At 26.9% G+C, this 16953-nt stretch carries 11 protein-coding genes; 9 read left to right on the forward strand and 2 right to left on the reverse strand.

Annotated elements, in window-relative coordinates:
- The first annotated feature begins 491 nt into the window (after positions 1 to 491).
- The 9 genes from MPR_RS08075 (at position 492) to MPR_RS08110 (ending at position 15517) form a co-directional block, all read left to right on the forward strand.
- On the forward strand, positions 492 to 4979 hold the full coding sequence (locus MPR_RS08075; RefSeq protein WP_041891282.1) for an AAA family ATPase: 4488 nt from the start codon (positions 492 to 494) through the stop codon (positions 4977 to 4979).
- Positions 4980 to 5589: 610 nt separating this feature from the next.
- Positions 5590 to 6555: an HNH endonuclease gene (locus MPR_RS08080; protein WP_041891284.1), complete on the forward strand. Its 966-nt coding sequence runs from the start codon at positions 5590 to 5592 to the stop codon at positions 6553 to 6555.
- 64 nt (positions 6556 to 6619) lie between these two features.
- Positions 6620 to 9211 carry an AAA family ATPase gene (locus tag MPR_RS08085; protein WP_041891287.1) on the forward strand — a complete coding sequence of 864 codons (2592 nt, stop codon included), beginning with the start codon at positions 6620 to 6622 and terminating at the stop codon, positions 9209 to 9211.
- 199 nt (positions 9212 to 9410) lie between these two features.
- Positions 9411 to 10340 carry a HamA C-terminal domain-containing protein gene (locus tag MPR_RS08090; protein WP_041891290.1) on the forward strand — a complete coding sequence of 310 codons (930 nt, stop codon included), beginning with the start codon at positions 9411 to 9413 and terminating at the stop codon, positions 10338 to 10340.
- Positions 10341 to 10346: 6 nt separating this feature from the next.
- Positions 10347 to 12446: a DEAD/DEAH box helicase gene (locus MPR_RS08095; RefSeq protein ID WP_041891293.1), complete on the forward strand. Its 2100-nt coding sequence runs from the start codon at positions 10347 to 10349 to the stop codon at positions 12444 to 12446.
- Between the two features lie 104 nt (positions 12447 to 12550).
- Positions 12551 to 13156 carry a KwaA family protein gene (locus MPR_RS08100; protein ID WP_041891296.1) on the forward strand — a complete coding sequence of 202 codons (606 nt, stop codon included), beginning with the start codon at positions 12551 to 12553 and terminating at the stop codon, positions 13154 to 13156.
- A 10-nt stretch (positions 13157 to 13166) separates the two neighbouring features.
- The gene (locus MPR_RS08105) at positions 13167 to 14186 is read left to right on the forward strand and encodes a Kiwa anti-phage protein KwaB-like domain-containing protein (RefSeq protein WP_041891299.1); all 1020 of its coding nucleotides are present in this window, start codon (positions 13167 to 13169) and stop codon (positions 14184 to 14186) included.
- Between the two features lie 375 nt (positions 14187 to 14561).
- Positions 14562 to 14747 carry a hypothetical protein gene (locus MPR_RS18510; protein WP_139177103.1) on the forward strand — a complete coding sequence of 62 codons (186 nt, stop codon included), beginning with the start codon at positions 14562 to 14564 and terminating at the stop codon, positions 14745 to 14747.
- Between the two features lie 77 nt (positions 14748 to 14824).
- Positions 14825 to 15517 (forward strand): CPBP family intramembrane glutamic endopeptidase, encoded by a 693-nt coding sequence (locus tag MPR_RS08110; RefSeq protein ID WP_041891302.1) that lies wholly within the window; start codon positions 14825 to 14827, stop codon positions 15515 to 15517.
- Between the two features lie 207 nt (positions 15518 to 15724).
- Here the strand turns inward: MPR_RS08110 and MPR_RS08115 are convergent, their stop codons facing one another.
- Together MPR_RS08115 and MPR_RS08120 are read right to left on the reverse strand one after the other, a co-directional pair.
- Complete coding sequence (locus tag MPR_RS08115; protein WP_006263686.1) at positions 15725 to 16066, reverse strand: hypothetical protein; 342 nt, start codon at positions 16064 to 16066, stop codon at positions 15725 to 15727.
- 143 nt (positions 16067 to 16209) lie between these two features.
- Positions 16210 to 16707 carry a hypothetical protein gene (locus MPR_RS08120; protein ID WP_041891307.1) on the reverse strand — a complete coding sequence of 166 codons (498 nt, stop codon included), beginning with the start codon at positions 16705 to 16707 and terminating at the stop codon, positions 16210 to 16212.
- Positions 16708 to 16953: the final 246 nt, after the last annotated feature.

Consider the following 16953-nt stretch of genomic DNA (forward strand, 5'->3'; position numbering starts at 1 on the left):
TTTTAACGTATTTACTTAGTCGAACCTTAAAACGACTTTTTAAGGTTCGACTAAGTAATATTCCTTTCTTTTACCAATTTTGCGACCTTCGGGAGAAAAACGAGTAGTCTTTGATACTGGAAAATTTCCAATTTGTAAGGACAAAGACACATCTCGATAATTCTTACGTAATCTTATTGAGGAAGATGACATGTATTGTAAACTTATCTTTTGTTAAGGGTATTACTTTTATTTACTAATCTATGTGTGTTAAAATATATTTAATAAATTATTTTTTTAACTAAAAATAAAATTTAGTATAATTGAAAAAATGAATCCTTTGTGTTAAATTTACAAATACAGGTAACTTTCAATAGGCTTGAGGGAAACTCAAAATTTTTAGCTTCAATTTTTCATCACTTTGAAAAGTACAGAGACGTTATACATAATCTTATCCCAACACCTCGGAAAAAATTGTAAATTTGAAGAAACGTTTTTACTATTGAAACTAAATGAATGCAATTAATCAATATATAACCTTTCTAAAAGAATATAAAAAACTACTTGAAAGAGGCGTGAAAGACGTGTTAAATTCCACTGTTTCGAGTAACTTCATTTGGAACAATGAAATTGACGATTTCATTAATGCGGGTATTTGTGAATCTATATTAACAGACATTTTTACATTTAAATTTAAAAAACAGCCTTTAATTTTCTCATTAGAAAAACCTTTAAAACCCAACATAAATATTCCAAAAAAATTTATTGGAATTATTGAGTTTGATGAAGTCAAGAATAAGTTTGAAAGCATAAATGGAGATGAACAAGAACTTCAGAACTTTCAAAGTTCAATAGAAGGTAAAACTGAAATAGAAAAATTAAAAAAGTTCAAGAGTAATAAAGAGGTTTATTCAAAGCTATATAGGGCATATAATGACATCAAAAATGATTCAAATTTAGAAATTGTTTTAAGTGTTGGATTCGTTCAATATTCAAAACTTAACACTAATGGAAACTTATCGAAAACCAATCAACACTTATTTCATTTTCCACTATTTTTAGATATTGATTCAAACAATGTGGTGAAAATCGTATTTTCAACATTAGAAAATCCTTATGTAGATTTTTTCTTTCTAAATAACACTCCTATAGAGAAAGAAATATTATCAAATATTGTAGATAAGTTTGAAGAACAAATTATGGAATTAGGCTATGAATATATTTATGAAAATGATTTTAAAGAGTTAATCTCAAAATCTATTCAAAAAATTTCTAGTAATTCCGAGTTTGAAAATTCTGTATATAGACCAGAAAACGACAATTTTAGAGAAGGTCATTTTAGAATTTCATTTTCTCCAGCTATAAATATCAAACAAAGAAAACCACGTTTTTTTGAAAAATTAACCGACTCAATCATTAAGTATAATGGAGAAAATGAAATTGAAGCGAGGTTATTCAATTTATTAGTAAGAAATCCTGATTCATTAGGAAATAATTCATATACTAAACCAAACTATTTTAAAGATGAACTTTTTGAAACATATAAATATAAGGCCAAAAACTTAAATGGAGAGGACGACTTTTCTGTTTTTTTTCCTCTTCCATTTAACAAAGAGCAAAAACAGATTTATGAAAATTATTTAAAGAATAGATTAACAGTTGTAACAGGTCCTCCAGGAACAGGAAAGTCACATACAATTGTAAATATTCTTTGCTCTTTGTTAGCTCAAGGTAAAAGAGTTCTTGTTACAGCTCAAACAGACAAGGCTTTAGAATCATTATTAGATAAGATACCAGAAACTTTTGATGATTTAATTTTCACAAAAATTCAATTAGAAACCAATCAAAATAGGTTTTCTTTAGAAAAAAGCATTGGAAAGATTTCAAAAATTCTTACAGATAATTTTTACCTAAATATTGATTCTAAAATAGATGAATTAGACAGTTTAAAAGGAGAATATATAAAACTTAAATCTGAAATTATCCAAACTCTTGAAAAAGAATATACACAAATTAAAATCAATGATTCTTTTAACAATTTAAGAGCCTATCAAATAGTTGAAAAATTTGAATCTAAAGATTCGAAAGAATGGAGTTGGATTCAAGATGAACTCACACATGAAGAATTATCTAATTTTGAAATAATTAGACAAGATATATTGAAGTATAAAGAATTATCTGATATTGAAATTCGATATAGTAATTCTTTAGATATTGATATTTCAATAGTTTTAGACAAATTGGAGCATTTTGATTTTAAACATTTTCTTTCAATTCAAGAAAATTACAATCAGCAATTAATTCATTTAGGATTAACGGAATATTCTAAAGATAAGGTTTTAAAAATACAGTTAGAAAAAATAACAGATATTACGAGTAAATTTTCAACATCTGATATTGTTCTAAAAAATATTAAAGAATTAGATCAGCTTCAAAAACAAATCAATTTTTATGTTTCAAAAGAGAATCTGACAACAAATAAAGGTTTCAGTGATCTTATACACAATGGAACACAATATCTTTTAGACATAGAAACCTATTTGTCTTTTGCTGAAAATGGTAAAGCAGGTTTTTTAACAAGACTTGCAAATTCAAATTTTAAACGAGTTTCATATTTGGAGCAATTTACTATTAATGGTAAAAAATGTAATAATAAAATTGAAATATTTCAATTAAAATCTCTAATTGAAAACCTTCTTGTCATCAATAATAATTTCAATGCATTGAAAGAAAGTGGTTATTCATTTTCTTTTGATGATAATTCTAATTTATTTGAAAAATATAAGGTTTTAAATGATGTTCTAAAGAAAGTAGAAAACAACAAAAATGTTGTTTCTCAAATCCAGTTTGATTCTGATTTCATAAATTTCGCAGAATATAGTCAGATTAATTTATTTAATATTGATGAATTATCCAGGAAAGCAATTTTATTAAAAGAGGATTTTGAAAAACTACAAAATCTAAGTAATAACTTGACTGACCAAAAACAAATGCTTCAAGATCTTGACAGTATTATAGATCAATCTACGATGAAAGCAATTTTTTCAGAATTTTTACCTGTGAATAAAATTGATAATGTTCAAAAATTTGAACACTTAAAAAGCAAATTTCTTGAAGTAGGTAGACAAATTGAAATTGAACAGACTTTTAATAATCTAAAAAAGTCTCTAATTAACTTACTTCCGAATACTTTTGCGTCTCTTAATAATGTTCCTAATCATTATATTTTAAGTGAGAACTTTGAATATGCTTCTGCAAATAAGTTTATAAAACAAAATGAATTTATTGATTTACAAAAATGTAAGGAAGAATTGTTTTTTATCAATAAAAAAATATTTCAAGCCAAATGCGATATTTTATTTGATTTAGCCAAATCAAATTTTAAGAATAAGTTTGAGAAAGATGAAATTGATGCATTCATAAATCTTTTAGAAGTGTATAAATACAATCTTTCTCAAAGCACTAGAAAAATTCGAAATCAAACACAATATCAAATATTAACTCGTAAAAATAGCATTGATATAAGTAAACGTTTATCATGTTGGGTGATGAAATTTAACGATGTTTTAAATTCAGTCGGAAGTGAACCTGAAATCTTTGATTGTATTATTGTAGATGAAGCGAGTCAGTTAGATTTCAATAGTCTTATTTTAAGCTATTATGCTGAAAATATGATAATAGTTGGAGATGACAAACAAACATCTCCAAGTAGTTTAACAGGTGCAGATGGCAACGATTTTGAGGCTATAAAAAACAAATATCTGAAATTTTTAGGTACTAATGCACTTCATATAAAAAGTGATAATAGTTTGTTTATGCTTTCGAAAATGGTTGCGGGGACTTCTAATTTATCACTTAAAGAACATTTTAGATGTGTTCCTGAAATCATAGAATTTTCAAAAAGAGAATTCTATGATAATTCACTAAGACCTTTAAAACAAATTAATTCAAACAGACTAAATCCAAAAGAAACTTTTTTTGTTAAAGATGCTTTTGCTGAAGATAAAATAGTTCACAAAGAGGTTCAAGAAATAAAGCGGTTTCTTCAAAAAATTTTGAATGATGAATTGTATATTAATAAATCAATAGGTGTAGTTAGTTTAGGAACTGTAAACCATACTGAGAAGCTTAAAGATATAAAAGAGGATCTAGCATATGAATTTGGAAAGGAAAAAATAGATAAACATAAACTAATTATTGAGGATTCTCCTAAATTTCAAGGAGATGAAAGAGATGTTATGATAGTTTCATTAGGTGTCGCATTGGATTTTATAAAATTAAAAGAAAATCAAAATGCAAAACCAAGAGCAATAATAAGTAGTCAAGATGAATTTAAGAAAATTAATGTTGCTTTAAGTAGAGCAAAAGAACAGATGATTTTGTTTCATTCTGTCAAATTTGACCATTTGCAACCAAATGATTTCCGAAATAAAATTCTTGCTTTTTTCAATGATGAAGTAAAACTTATGCAACCTTTACAAATTGATAATTATAATATTGAAAGATTTAGACATAATGTTCCTGAACCATTTGATAGTTGGTTCGAATATGATATAACAAAATTTCTTATTGAAAAGGGATACAGTTATATTCAACCTCAATATAATGTAAAAGAAGCTGAACTTTTTTATAATCATAAGCTGAAAAAGGAGGTTTATATAAATTTCAAAATAGATTTAGTTGTTTACCACAACGGTAAAATGATTGCAATTGAATGTGATGGGGATCCATTTCATTCACTTCCTGAAGATGTAATCTATGATATAGAAAGACAAGAATTTTTAGAACGTGTTGGCTGGAAAGTATATCGTGTACTCTATTCTGCATTTAAGAGAAACCCGCAAGTAGAAATTGAAAAAATGATAGACTTTATCGAAATGAATACTAAAAAAGATACTACAATAATTGTTCAGCAACCTATTCAAGCTCGGGAAGTTTCTGAGAATGGATTAAATGGTTATGAAGAAGTAGGAGGTGATAATTCAAAAGATGTTTCTTAGGTATTAAAAAAAGAAATTGTTCCCATGAGATAGACTCTTGTTATTTTAAGTTGTTAAACTGTAAAAGTACTTTCATAATTTTACAGTTAAATGTATTTTATATACATATTTATTCAAGTACTAAGTTACTTATTGAATTACAACGTAATATGTATATATATGTATTCATATATATACAAATATATTCACATTATACTTTTAGAAGATATATCTGATATTTAAGAAGTGTGCGTTCTGAAAATTGCTTTTAAATTATATTAGTAAAAGTTACTGTAAAAGTAACAGCAAGTTATGTTTTGAGGCACTCGAAATTAGAATCGAGCTTTCAAAACTACTTGCTCTTGCAGAGGACTGGAAAACTACTCCAAAGTCGTTAGTTTTGTTTAAAATAGTAGATAGACTCAAAATATTGAGTGGTTTACGGATTTCCGTAATAGAGATTAAGAAAATTTTAATATGTTTGAAAAATTCATGTTGTTTAATTTTTTCATTATCTATGATAGTTTAATATGTGTTTGATTTACAAAAAAACAATTCTATCTATAGGTATGAAATTTTATGAAATAACAATCTTAACGATAATTAAGTTTAACTTATAAAACTTACTTCTATGACAAAAAATATAATATCAATAAATGAAAGAATGCAAAAGCTAGAAAATAACTATGTGCCACATAAAACATTTCATTTAAATACAAAAGAAAAAATATTCTTAGGAAAAGAGAATGATAAAAAATGTAGATTTTGTAAGAAAAAAGAACCGGAAGTCGGATTTAACAACATTGCTCATGCTATTCCTGAATTTGTAAATAATCATAACCTCTTGAGTTATTATGAATGTGATTCATGTAATAGTAAATTTGCAAGAACCATTGAAACTCATATGGGCGATTATATGAATCCATTTCATACAATTTCCCAAGTTAGAGGAAAAAAAGGTGTCCCTTCTGTTAAAAAAGGTGGTGAAAAATCAAGAATTGATTTAAAAGCAGAAGGTTTAAAAGTTGAAGCACATGATGGAGAAAGAGAAATTTTTGAAATAGATGAAGAAAATAAAACAATTACTTTAAAAGCAATTAGAGCTACCTATATTCCTATTGCTATATATAAATGCCTCACGAAAATGGCCTTGACTATTATAGATGAGTCTGAATTAATTAATTTTGAAAATACTATAGAATGGATAAATGAAGAAGAGCATGATAAAAGTAGATTTGAAATTGCTAATTTAAAATGCTTTTATTCTTTTACACCAGGACCACTTCCACATGATTTTACTACATGTACTGTATATAAAAGAAAAGACAATCATATTGATAATGTTCCTTACATGATTTTTTTACTAGCATATGGTAATTATACTTTTCAAATATATTTGCCAATATCGAGTAAAGATAAAGGAGAACTTACATTTATATCAATTCCTACTCCTTTTGATTTTAAAAATGAATTTGGGGCACCTAAATATAAGCTTTTAGACTTTTCTTCGAAAGAGAAAGTAAAAAATGAAGAAGTAACTATGCAAATGAAGTTTGAAAGTATTGAAGATGAAGAAATAATAAAACCAGAAGAATAACCTCCGTAAAAACGTTAGCGAGAAAAGCATTAACCAATAATACGAATAATACTCCACTTTAGAAATGACTGTATATCAAGAAATTTTAGATTGGTCTTCAACTAGACCAAATTTTATAAAAGACGCATTAAGGAGAATAATAACTTCAACTCACTTAACCCAAACAGATTTCAATGAAATAGCAGATTTAGTAAAAAAAGAATGTGGAGATAATTCAATTACTTTAAATGCAATTCCACTTGACATCACTCATTTTCCAACACCCTCCTCTACTGTAAATGGAAGTTTTCCAAAATTAATTAATTTATCCAATCCAATAAATATTAGTGCCTTACATAGTCAAGGAGGTCTACATTTTTCTAACATTGGTTTAAATGTTGTTTATGGGAAAAATGGTTCTGGGAAATCTAGTTACTCACGTATTTTAAGAAAACTTTGTTGGAGTAGAAACCCTAGTGTTATATTAAAAAAGAACGTTTTTAACCCTTCAACAAATCAACAAAAAGTTGATTTTGTCATTGAAAATAATGGTTCGCACCAAAATTTTACTTGGATTGAAAATAATCCAAGTACTCCAATTCTAAATTCAATCTATGTTTTTGATAATGATTGTGCAAATATTTACATAAATAATGAAAATCCTACGCAATATAAACCAGTTGGAATTGATGTTTTAGAAAAGCTAATTCCAACACTAACTAATGTTAATCTAATATTTAGTTCATTATTAACAACATGTAACACACAAAAAATCACAATACCTCAGAGTTTAATTCAGACAACAATTGCCCAATGGTTCGCAACGATCGAAAGTAGAGAACGTTCTATTATCGATTCTTATTTGCAATTCTCACAAGCAGATATTAATAGAAAACAAGAGCTTATAAATTTAACAACATCTCAAAATCCTCAACAAAATATAACAAATTTAATAAATCAAAAAACACGAATTAATGCTTACATACAGCAATTCTTAGATATCGAAATACTATTTAATGAAGTATGCATAAACGAACTTAGAGCAAACAGAAATACCTTAGAAGGTGTAAATCAAGCATATCAAATTGCAACAGCAGAGTTACAAAGCATTAATACTTTGGAAGGATTTGGAACAAATGCTTGGCGAACTTTATGGGAATCCGCAAAGAATTATGCACATAGTTCAAATCTTTCCGATGGTCAAAATTTTCCGTCTTTAGTTTCATTAGAGAAATGCGTGTTGTGTCAACAAGAACTAGATGAAACAGCACAACTAAGATTGAATACTTTCAATCAATTTATATTAAATGATATTTCTACACAGTTAAGTTCAATTGACTCAACAATAAAGCATAAGCTAAACTCATACAATTCATTAATTGTTCCACCTATTGAAAATTTTGCGGAGTTAGAACAATTAAATCCAAATTTTAGAGATAACTATAATCAATTTTCTAATTCAATCGACACATCCAAAAATTCAATTACAGCATTTTTGCAGAACGGTGGTGAATTAAGTATAAGTTTACAAACTTTAACTTCAAGTATAACAAGTTTAATCCCAAGAATTGATTCAGAAATTGAACAAAATAATCAACTTCTACAAAATAGAAATGCCTTAGTTTCCGAACTTAATGAACTATTGGCAAAAGAACTTTTGTTTAATAGTAAAATAACGATTCTTCAATACTTTGACGAATACAAATACAAATCTAGGATAAGTCAGTGTCAATCTCAACTTACTACTACTGCAATCTCTCGTAAAATTGGTGAATTAATGGAAAACCAAGCAGTAAGGTTACAACACCAAGAATTTGTTTCACACCTTAATTTTTTTAATCAAGATTTAGCGAGAAAAGTTTTGATTTCTCGCACAAGAACTAGTCAAGGAAATACATATCAAAGATGTGGTTTGAATGGAATTGAGGAGCCAATAAATTCCATTTTAAGTGAGGGCGAACAAAAGATAATTGCGCTATCAAATTTTTTAGCTGAATGCACAATTGACAATCGTTTAAACACAATAATTTTTGACGATCCTGTTACTTCTTTGGATATGGATTATCGAGATTTAATTGCAACTAAAATTGTTCAACTATCACAAAACCGACAAATAGTTGTATTTACTCATGACCTATCATTCTTACGTTTACTTATAGACACACATAAAACAGTTACAACAACAGACTGTACAGTAATAGGAATTGACAAATACAACGGAATAACCGGTGTCGTTACTGACGAAATTCCATTTTTAGCTAAGAATGTTCAAGAAAGAGTTGATTCTATTAGAAGGATTTTAGCTGAACATGATACTCTTTTAATAACTGATGGACACGGTCGAGAAATAAAACTTGATTCTGCAAGAAAAAGATTTAGAATGTTATTAGAACGTTCTGTCGAAGAAATTTTATCCAACAAAACATATGAACGTTTCAATAAAAATATTAATTTGAAAAAAGGAAATCTGTCAAGTTACATTGTTACGGAACAAGCTGATGTTGATTTTCTTTTAAATCTATTCAGTAAATATTCAGTAACTGAACACGATGGAGGAATTACAACTATCACTCAATTACCAAATAAAACAGAAATCGAACAAGACATTAGAAATTATTCAGCTTGGAAAGATAGTTTTAGACAGAAATTGAGAACATTTCAGTCAACATATAATTAAAAATCTGTTTAGCTAGATGGTGAGTTGAAGAAAATTAGAAAGTTATGGTTTTATATACCATAGCTATCATAATGCTACGGCTCGTCATCCTAAATACGGATATAAATATGGTTTTATTTTATGATACTATACTGTATTTTATTCGTGAAAAATAATATTAAGCTACATTATAAACCATTTATAAACTATAATTCAAGATATGCTAGAATTTGATATACTTATTGATGATTTTTTATACAAATATGATCCTAAAGAAGAATTAGACCTTTGTAAAACCGAAAAAATTTTAAGCCTTACTAATGATTTTGAAAATGGAAATTGGAGATATACTAAGTTTCAAAATTTCATTTGGGATAATATTGCTGAAACTGCTCTTTCTTATAGAGAACGTGAATCATTGATTAATAAAAATCAGTCAATTTTAGTAGAATCTGCTAAAAAATTAAGATTAACAGATTTAACTAAAGACCAAACTGGTCAGGGAAGTGAATTAGCAGAAATAATTCTATATGGTATAATGAAACACTATTACAAGGCGTTACCTGTAGTTCCTAAAATATTTTACAAACAAAATGCTCAAGATAATGCAAAAGGCTCAGATAGCGTTCATATAGTAATCGAAAACGGAAATGATTTTTCTTTATGGTTAGGCGAAGCCAAATTTTACAATAGCATTGAAGATGATAGATTAAGTTCAATAATAACTTCTATAGAAAACTCTCTTGAATTAGAAAAACTGAAAAAAGAAAATAGTATAATTACAAATTTATCCGACTTAGATGAATTATTTGAAAAAGAGTCAGATGTTTATAATGGAATTATGAAGCTTTTAGCTAAAGAAGCAACAATAGATGATTTGAAACCAAAGTTACACGTTCCAATTCTTCTCCTCTATGAATGTCCAATTACAATAAAATTTAATGAACTTTCAGATGAATGTAAAAAAGAGATTAGCGATTACCATCTTAATAGAGTCAAATCCTATTTTTCTAAGCAATTAAAAAAGCTTAAAGAAAAAGTTCATAAATATAATTCAATACACTTTCACACGATTTTACTTCCAGTCCCTTCTAAAGATACAATAATCCAATCTTTTGTTGAGAACGTTGTACATTATAAAAAACAATAACTTACCATGGATATTTTTTCTACTTGTCATCAAATAAATGACCTATTAATAGCAAATCAAGAAAATGAGGCTAGAAATGAATTAATTAAATTATTAGATTTTCATGAAAAAGAAAATATAAAATACTCAGAATTAGTAAATCATCTTATTAGGGAATCAGGGCTATATCCTTATATAGATTTAGAAACTGCAAGTTGGCAAGATAAATACATTTATGAGGTTTTTAAGGCTGATGTCGGAGAATACGAAGAACTCACGCTTCATAGAGAACAATCAGCATTATTGAAAAACCTAATTAATGGTAAGAATCTTGCTGTTAGTGCTCCCACAAGTTTTGGAAAAAGCTTTGTTATAGATGCATATATTTCTATTAAAAAACCACAAAATGTAGTTATAATTGTTCCAACAATTGCTCTCACTGATGAAACAAGAAGAAGGCTTTATAAGAAATTTGCGAATAAATATAAAATAATTACTACTACTGAGGTGGAATTGGGAGAAAGAAACATTTTTATTTTTCCACAAGAAAGAGCTATAAACTATGTGAATAAAATAGAAAACTTAGATATTCTAATTATTGATGAATTTTACAAAGCTAGTTCAAACTTTGATAAAGAAAGATCTCCAACATTAGTAAAAGCGATTCTAAAGTTAGGTAAAGTTGCAAAACAAAAATATTTTTTAGCCCCAAACATAAGTTCATTAGAGGAAAATCCATTTACTCAAGATATGGAATTTTATCCACTTGATTTCAATACTGTATTTTTAGAACAACAAAAACTATATGAAAGTATTAGAGGAGATGAAGAGTTAAAAAGTGCTTATTTATTAGATATAATTAGTAATATAAATAAAAAAACTTTGATATATGCAGGGACGTACGTTAACATTGATAAATTATCCAACTTATTATTAGCCAATTTTCAGACAAAAGAAACAAAGCTATTATCTGATTTTTCAGATTGGCTGAGTAAAAACTATAATTACAATTGGAACTTAACTAACTTAGTAAAACGTGGTATTGGTATACATAATGGCCGATTACATAGATCTTTGAGTCAAATTCAAGTAAAAGTTTTTGAAGAATCTGAAGGAATTGACAACTTACTATCAACGTCTTCCATTATTGAAGGAGTAAATACATCAGCAGAGAATGTTGTCATTTGGTCTAATAAAAATGGACAAGTAAAAATTAATGATTTTACTTATAAAAATATTATGGGTAGAGGAGGTAGAATGTTTAGGCATTTTATCGGAAAAATATATATACTAGAACAACCACCAATGGAAACCGAAACACAATTAGGAATTCCATTTCCAGAAGAAATTTTAGGAGATCTAGATGAAGTAAAATACGAGAATGAATTAACTAAAGAACAGATTGCTAAAATTATTATGTATAAGGAAGAAATGGTTAATGTTCTAGGTTTAGAAACTTTTAAAAAATTACAATCTGAAAATATATTCCAAACTAGTGACAGCGAACTAATAAAAAAAATAGCAATCGACATGATTAGTAATCCTGATGATTGGAATGGGTTAGGTTTTTTAAATAATCCTTACCCAAAATATTGGGATAGATTCTTATATAAAATAATAAACATAGTACCTTCTGGTTGGGATACTAAACACAGAACTTTTGTAGAATTCGTAAAAATTTTACGTAATAATTGGTTTAAATCCATTCCTGAACTATTAATTGAATTAGATAAATTTGAAATTGGTATAGATGATTTTTTTAAACTAGAAAGAAAAGTAACATTTAAACTTGCATCTTTAGTAAGTGACATCAATATTCTTCAAAAAGAAATTTTGAAAGACAAAAATTATGATATTTCAAGATTCATAAATTGGAGTTCCCATGCATTTTTGCCTAAGACTGTTTACCAACTTGAAGAATTTGGATTACCAAGAATGATTTCAAAAAAAATACAAAAATCAGGGCTTTACAGTTTTATAGCACCAGAATTAACAATACATAAAGTAATAGATGATTTAAATAGTATTGGATTAGAAGTAATATCAAGTATAGATACTTTAATGGATTTTGACAAATATATTTTAATATATTTTTTTGATGGCATAAGAGTAAATAAAAATAGTTAAAAAAATACTTTTATCTCAATTATTTTGTAATTTAAAGAATAAGAGATTGTTCAATATATTAGTAGTGTTTCATTATATTTCACAAATTAAAATTTACATAAAGGATGAATAGTAGTACAAAATTATATGGTGTTGCAGAATTTGTGTTATTTATAACATCGTATATACCATTATTTATTTTAATATTATTCAAACAATTCTCAGAGAATATAGATTTCCTTAATTGGGGTGGCATTAACATAGAAAGTTTATGGTTTTTTGCTACTAAATTTTTATTTTCTACTTTTCTTATAATTATTTCTATTCTTAGTCTCATAGGATGTAAACTTTTGTTTTTAAATTTTGAGAAAAACATAAACAATGGAGAAAATGTTACTTTAGTAGATCTAAAAAACAGAAATAATGAATCAATAGGATATATAGCCACATATATTATTCCTTTTATATTTCAAAGTTTTAGTAGTTGGTATGAAATATTTGCATTCTTTTTTCTTATGCTAATAATCTATAGGATTTATGTAAATTCTAACTTACTATTAATTAATCCAATATTAAGCTTTAAATATTCAATTTTTGAAATTGAATATGAAGAACAAAATGGAAAAAAAAGAAATGGATTGATAATAATCAAAGACAAACAACTTGAAGAGGATTCAATAATTACAATCTATTCAATAGGACACAAACTATTTTATGCACAAAAAAACTAATTAATCCAATATGACAATTAAAGAAATTTCTGAAAAGATTGCTTCAACTGAATCTACAGATTTAAGATTATATTTTATATCAAGAATTTTAAAAGATAACATAAAGAAAAATGCGAAAGTAATAGATAAATATGTATACAAAGTATATCAAGTTGATATTGATTCTGAGATAAGAAACTACTTATTCTCTCTAACTAATGAAGAACTAAGGAAAATAATTAAAAAGGATTTCGAAATGTTAGACTATGATGTTATAAGTGATGATACCCAACATTTGTTTACGTATTCAATGCATAATAAAGTTTTTTCATTTTCAGACGTAGTATTTAATCAACTAAAAAAAAATCCACCTAAAATGCAAAGTATAGAATCGATTTTATCAAATGATGATGAATTATGGGCATATTGTGTAGGTTTTAATGATTTAGAAAGTAAAGATTGGATTTATACTTTTCGGAAAATTCTTTCTGGAAAAGTCGCTGTAGATGAAAAAGAAGGAAAAAATATACTTAAAACAATCAGAACTTATTTTGATACTAAAAATCAAAAGCTTGAATTAATAAAAGGAGAAACAGTAAACCTTGATAAACAAATAGATTGTATATACTATGAAGAAACCTTTTATGTAATAAAGAAAATAAATTTTGAAAACATTGTTGGATTACAAGAAGAATATAAAAAAGAATCTAAAAGTGTTGTTGAAGAGTTAAGAAAGACTGGCAAAATACATGGTCTAGAAATTATTGAGGACAAAATAGAATCGACCCCATCTATTCATAAAAAATTAATTAAAATAGCTAAAATTGGTAATTACAGAAGTCTTGATGATAAAACGATTCGAAAAATGAAAACTGTTTGTAAAAAATACAATGTAGCACTTAATGTTAAAGATGGAAAATTAACTATTGAAAATGAAAGTGATATTGATACTATTCTTAAAATGTTAGCTGATTATTATAAAACAGGAGAAGTTTCAGGTAAGGCATATGGTACTTTTTCAGGAAAAGAACTCACACGAAGTCAAGAATAGTAAAAATTAATTTTAGGGCAAAAATGTTAATCTTAAATTGAAGATAGAGATTGAACTTATATAATTAATCAGTTATATTAAAAGATAAAATTGCTATATTTGGTATTGAATCAGATAGATTCCAATCATAGTTTAAAACTTTCCGAATAAGGTGCGCACAACAATTTAAAAAAGCGAACATCCCTATTTATAAAGCATACAGAGTAAAAGAGACAAGCCCTCTTTCTCCGCTGAAAAGCCCGATAACACTCGTTATCGGGCTTTTTTTATGCCCTTGTGCACCGAAAGTGCACCTTCCATAAATAGGGGATCAGTGACAAAAGGGATCAGTGACAAAAGTTGGGGACTAGGCAAAAAGTAGGTCACCTGATAACTTTGTGCAAGACAATACTAACACATAGATATGGATATGTATTAAATAATCCGTTACTTTATGCAGGTCCAAATGGAGAGGTTATTTCTGTTTTAATTGGTATAAGTGTTGGAGTTGTAATCAATGGAATGATGAATTCTATTAATAAAATTCCATTCTTTTATGGTGCTGAAAAAGCTTTACCTTGACAGATTATAGCTGAGTATAGTTATTCTGCAGAAGTGGTAGTAGGACTTATAAAATATCATTATAAATACCTTGAAAGATGAATATGAAATTTGAAACTAAGTATAGCCGTATACTATTATTGATAATCTATACTATTTTGTTTTTTGTTATAGCTATTTATGGGGCAGGTTTTGTTTTAAAAGTTATAGATGTTTTTACAATTAGTATTCTTACTCTATTTATATTTAAGTATAAGGATTATAATAACTTTTTAAAAATAAGGTGCTCTTTATTGAATTGTTCTTTACTTATAGTAACGGCAATCTCTTTGGCTTTTTTAGGTAATGCTATTTATGCTAGAGGAGATGAATTTAATTTTGTCATGCAACAACGTTATGAATATTCTGCATTTAGTTTGTTTGGTTTATTTGTACTAAGCCCCGTTATTGAAGAACTTTTGTATAGAAAATATTGGTTTAGATTTTTGACAGAGAAACTTGATAAGATTGTTTCTATTGTTCTCATTTCTCTTGTGTTTAGTTTAACACATATTTTTGGTGAAATACCTTTAATTATACCATTTATCTCAAGTATATTTTTATTCTGGATATATAATAAAACTCAAAACATAAGTTTATGTGTTTTATGGCACATGGTGTTTAATATTACATCATTTTATTCACCTGCTTTCTTTACAATAGATAATATAGGGAATCTGAAAATGCTTAGTTTAGTAGTTAGTTTATTATCTTTATTACTGCTTTTCTTCTCTTTTAAAAGAAATGAATAATACTCCATACAGAAGTGGTTTTTAGTATATTATTATTTCTCGTAGGTATAGAAAAACTAGAAGAGCACTTTCTAAGCTGTACGCAGCACACCATTGAAATAGCTTTAGATACAACAAGCTTATTACAACTATTATAAATAGGGGTGTTCACTTTATTCTGAAAGTTTTAAACTGTGTATTTCATCAATACGATACTAGCAGCAGTCCCTATTTTAATTTATAGTCTTCAAAATCGATTTCTACTTTTTCAAAATTTTCTGCGATTTCTAAAATTGAATTTATTTGAAAAAGACATTCTTGGTTATTTTCAGACGTTAGGAAAACAAAACCCCATGTATCTTTTGAAAGAATGAATTCTCCCATTTCGGAATTTACATTTATTAAAATTTCATCATTAATCCATAAGTCCTCAAAGTCTACAACTTTTGGCTTTAATATTTTAATTGCATCAAGGAAATCAGAAAGGAATTCTTTTTTTTCTAAACCATTAAAGATTTCAATCAAAAGTTTCTCTGATCCATATTCCGGGCGAAAATGATACTTATACATTTTATTTCAGTTGTTTATTTCACAATGTTAAGATGAGCTTACTACTAACAAGGCTCGGCTTGGAAAAGTGCGGTCTTGAATTGAGTGAATGTTCAATTCAGCCAAAACTCCTCATTTTATCAATACGATGTTATATGCAGATTTTAATTTATTTTTTTGAGATAACTTTTTTTCGATTTCCATTTTGAACCGAATAATAAAAACTTCTTTGTATTTGTATAGTACTTTGATTTTGTAACAAGTTTACCATTATCAATTCTGTATGAAAACAATTTATTTTCTCTAATTTTATATTTTAAATGATAATCAATATTTGATTCATTTTTTAGGTCATAGTTATGATAATTACCAGTTAAAATTTCAACGGTTGTTAAACTGTCGCTTTCCGATTCTATTTGCCCCTTTTCTTTATTAAACTTTAAATACACATTTTTATCTACTATTTTATAAGTTCCAGTCAATTCAGTATGTTCTAAATCACCATAAAATTTGAACATAAAATCGTTTTCATTTTTAAAATTTAATTCCGTTATGAAAAAACCTAATTCAGCTTTATGGGAACGATATTTTCCATTCAAAGCTTTTGTACTTGAACAAGAAGTTAATAAAATAAGTAAGGGAAGTAAATAATAGAATTTCATTTAAGTGTTATGTTAGGGAAAAGTCAATTTCTACTTACTAAATTATAAAAAAAATCCAATTCTATTAGTGTTTTACGGTAAACGAAGTACAAGCTTTGAATTTAGACGAAACCTCGCTACTTTGTAAAAGTCTTGTTACTAGCTGAAGTTCTTGTCAGTTCGTTTATTACATAAAAGCCATTTACAACTCCAAACTTCTACAGCACCTCATTCAGTCTATTTTCTAATGATATTTACCAAAGTATC

The organism is Myroides profundi (genome assembly GCF_000833025.1).
Taxonomy (GTDB): domain Bacteria; phylum Bacteroidota; class Bacteroidia; order Flavobacteriales; family Flavobacteriaceae; genus Flavobacterium; species Flavobacterium profundi_A.

Bases quoted from the DNA above. Each gene is read 5' to 3' on its own strand.
- MPR_RS08120 (WP_041891307.1), bottom strand. From the start codon at position 16,707: ATGAAATTCTATTATTTACTTCCCTTACTTATTTTATTAACTTCTTGT.
- MPR_RS08095 (WP_041891293.1), top strand. From the start codon at position 10,347: ATGGATATTTTTTCTACTTGTCATCAAATAAATGACCTATTAATAGCA.
- MPR_RS08080 (WP_041891284.1), top strand. From the start codon at position 5,590: ATGACAAAAAATATAATATCAATAAATGAAAGAATGCAAAAGCTAGAA.
- MPR_RS08115 (WP_006263686.1), bottom strand. From the start codon at position 16,066: ATGTATAAGTATCATTTTCGCCCGGAATATGGATCAGAGAAACTTTTG.
- MPR_RS08110 (WP_041891302.1), top strand. From the start codon at position 14,825: ATGAATATGAAATTTGAAACTAAGTATAGCCGTATACTATTATTGATA.
- MPR_RS08100 (WP_041891296.1), top strand. From the start codon at position 12,551: ATGAATAGTAGTACAAAATTATATGGTGTTGCAGAATTTGTGTTATTT.
- MPR_RS08085 (WP_041891287.1), top strand. From the start codon at position 6,620: ATGACTGTATATCAAGAAATTTTAGATTGGTCTTCAACTAGACCAAAT.
- MPR_RS08105 (WP_041891299.1), top strand. From the start codon at position 13,167: ATGACAATTAAAGAAATTTCTGAAAAGATTGCTTCAACTGAATCTACA.
- MPR_RS08075 (WP_041891282.1), top strand. From the start codon at position 492: ATGAATGCAATTAATCAATATATAACCTTTCTAAAAGAATATAAAAAA.
- MPR_RS08090 (WP_041891290.1), top strand. From the start codon at position 9,411: ATGCTAGAATTTGATATACTTATTGATGATTTTTTATACAAATATGAT.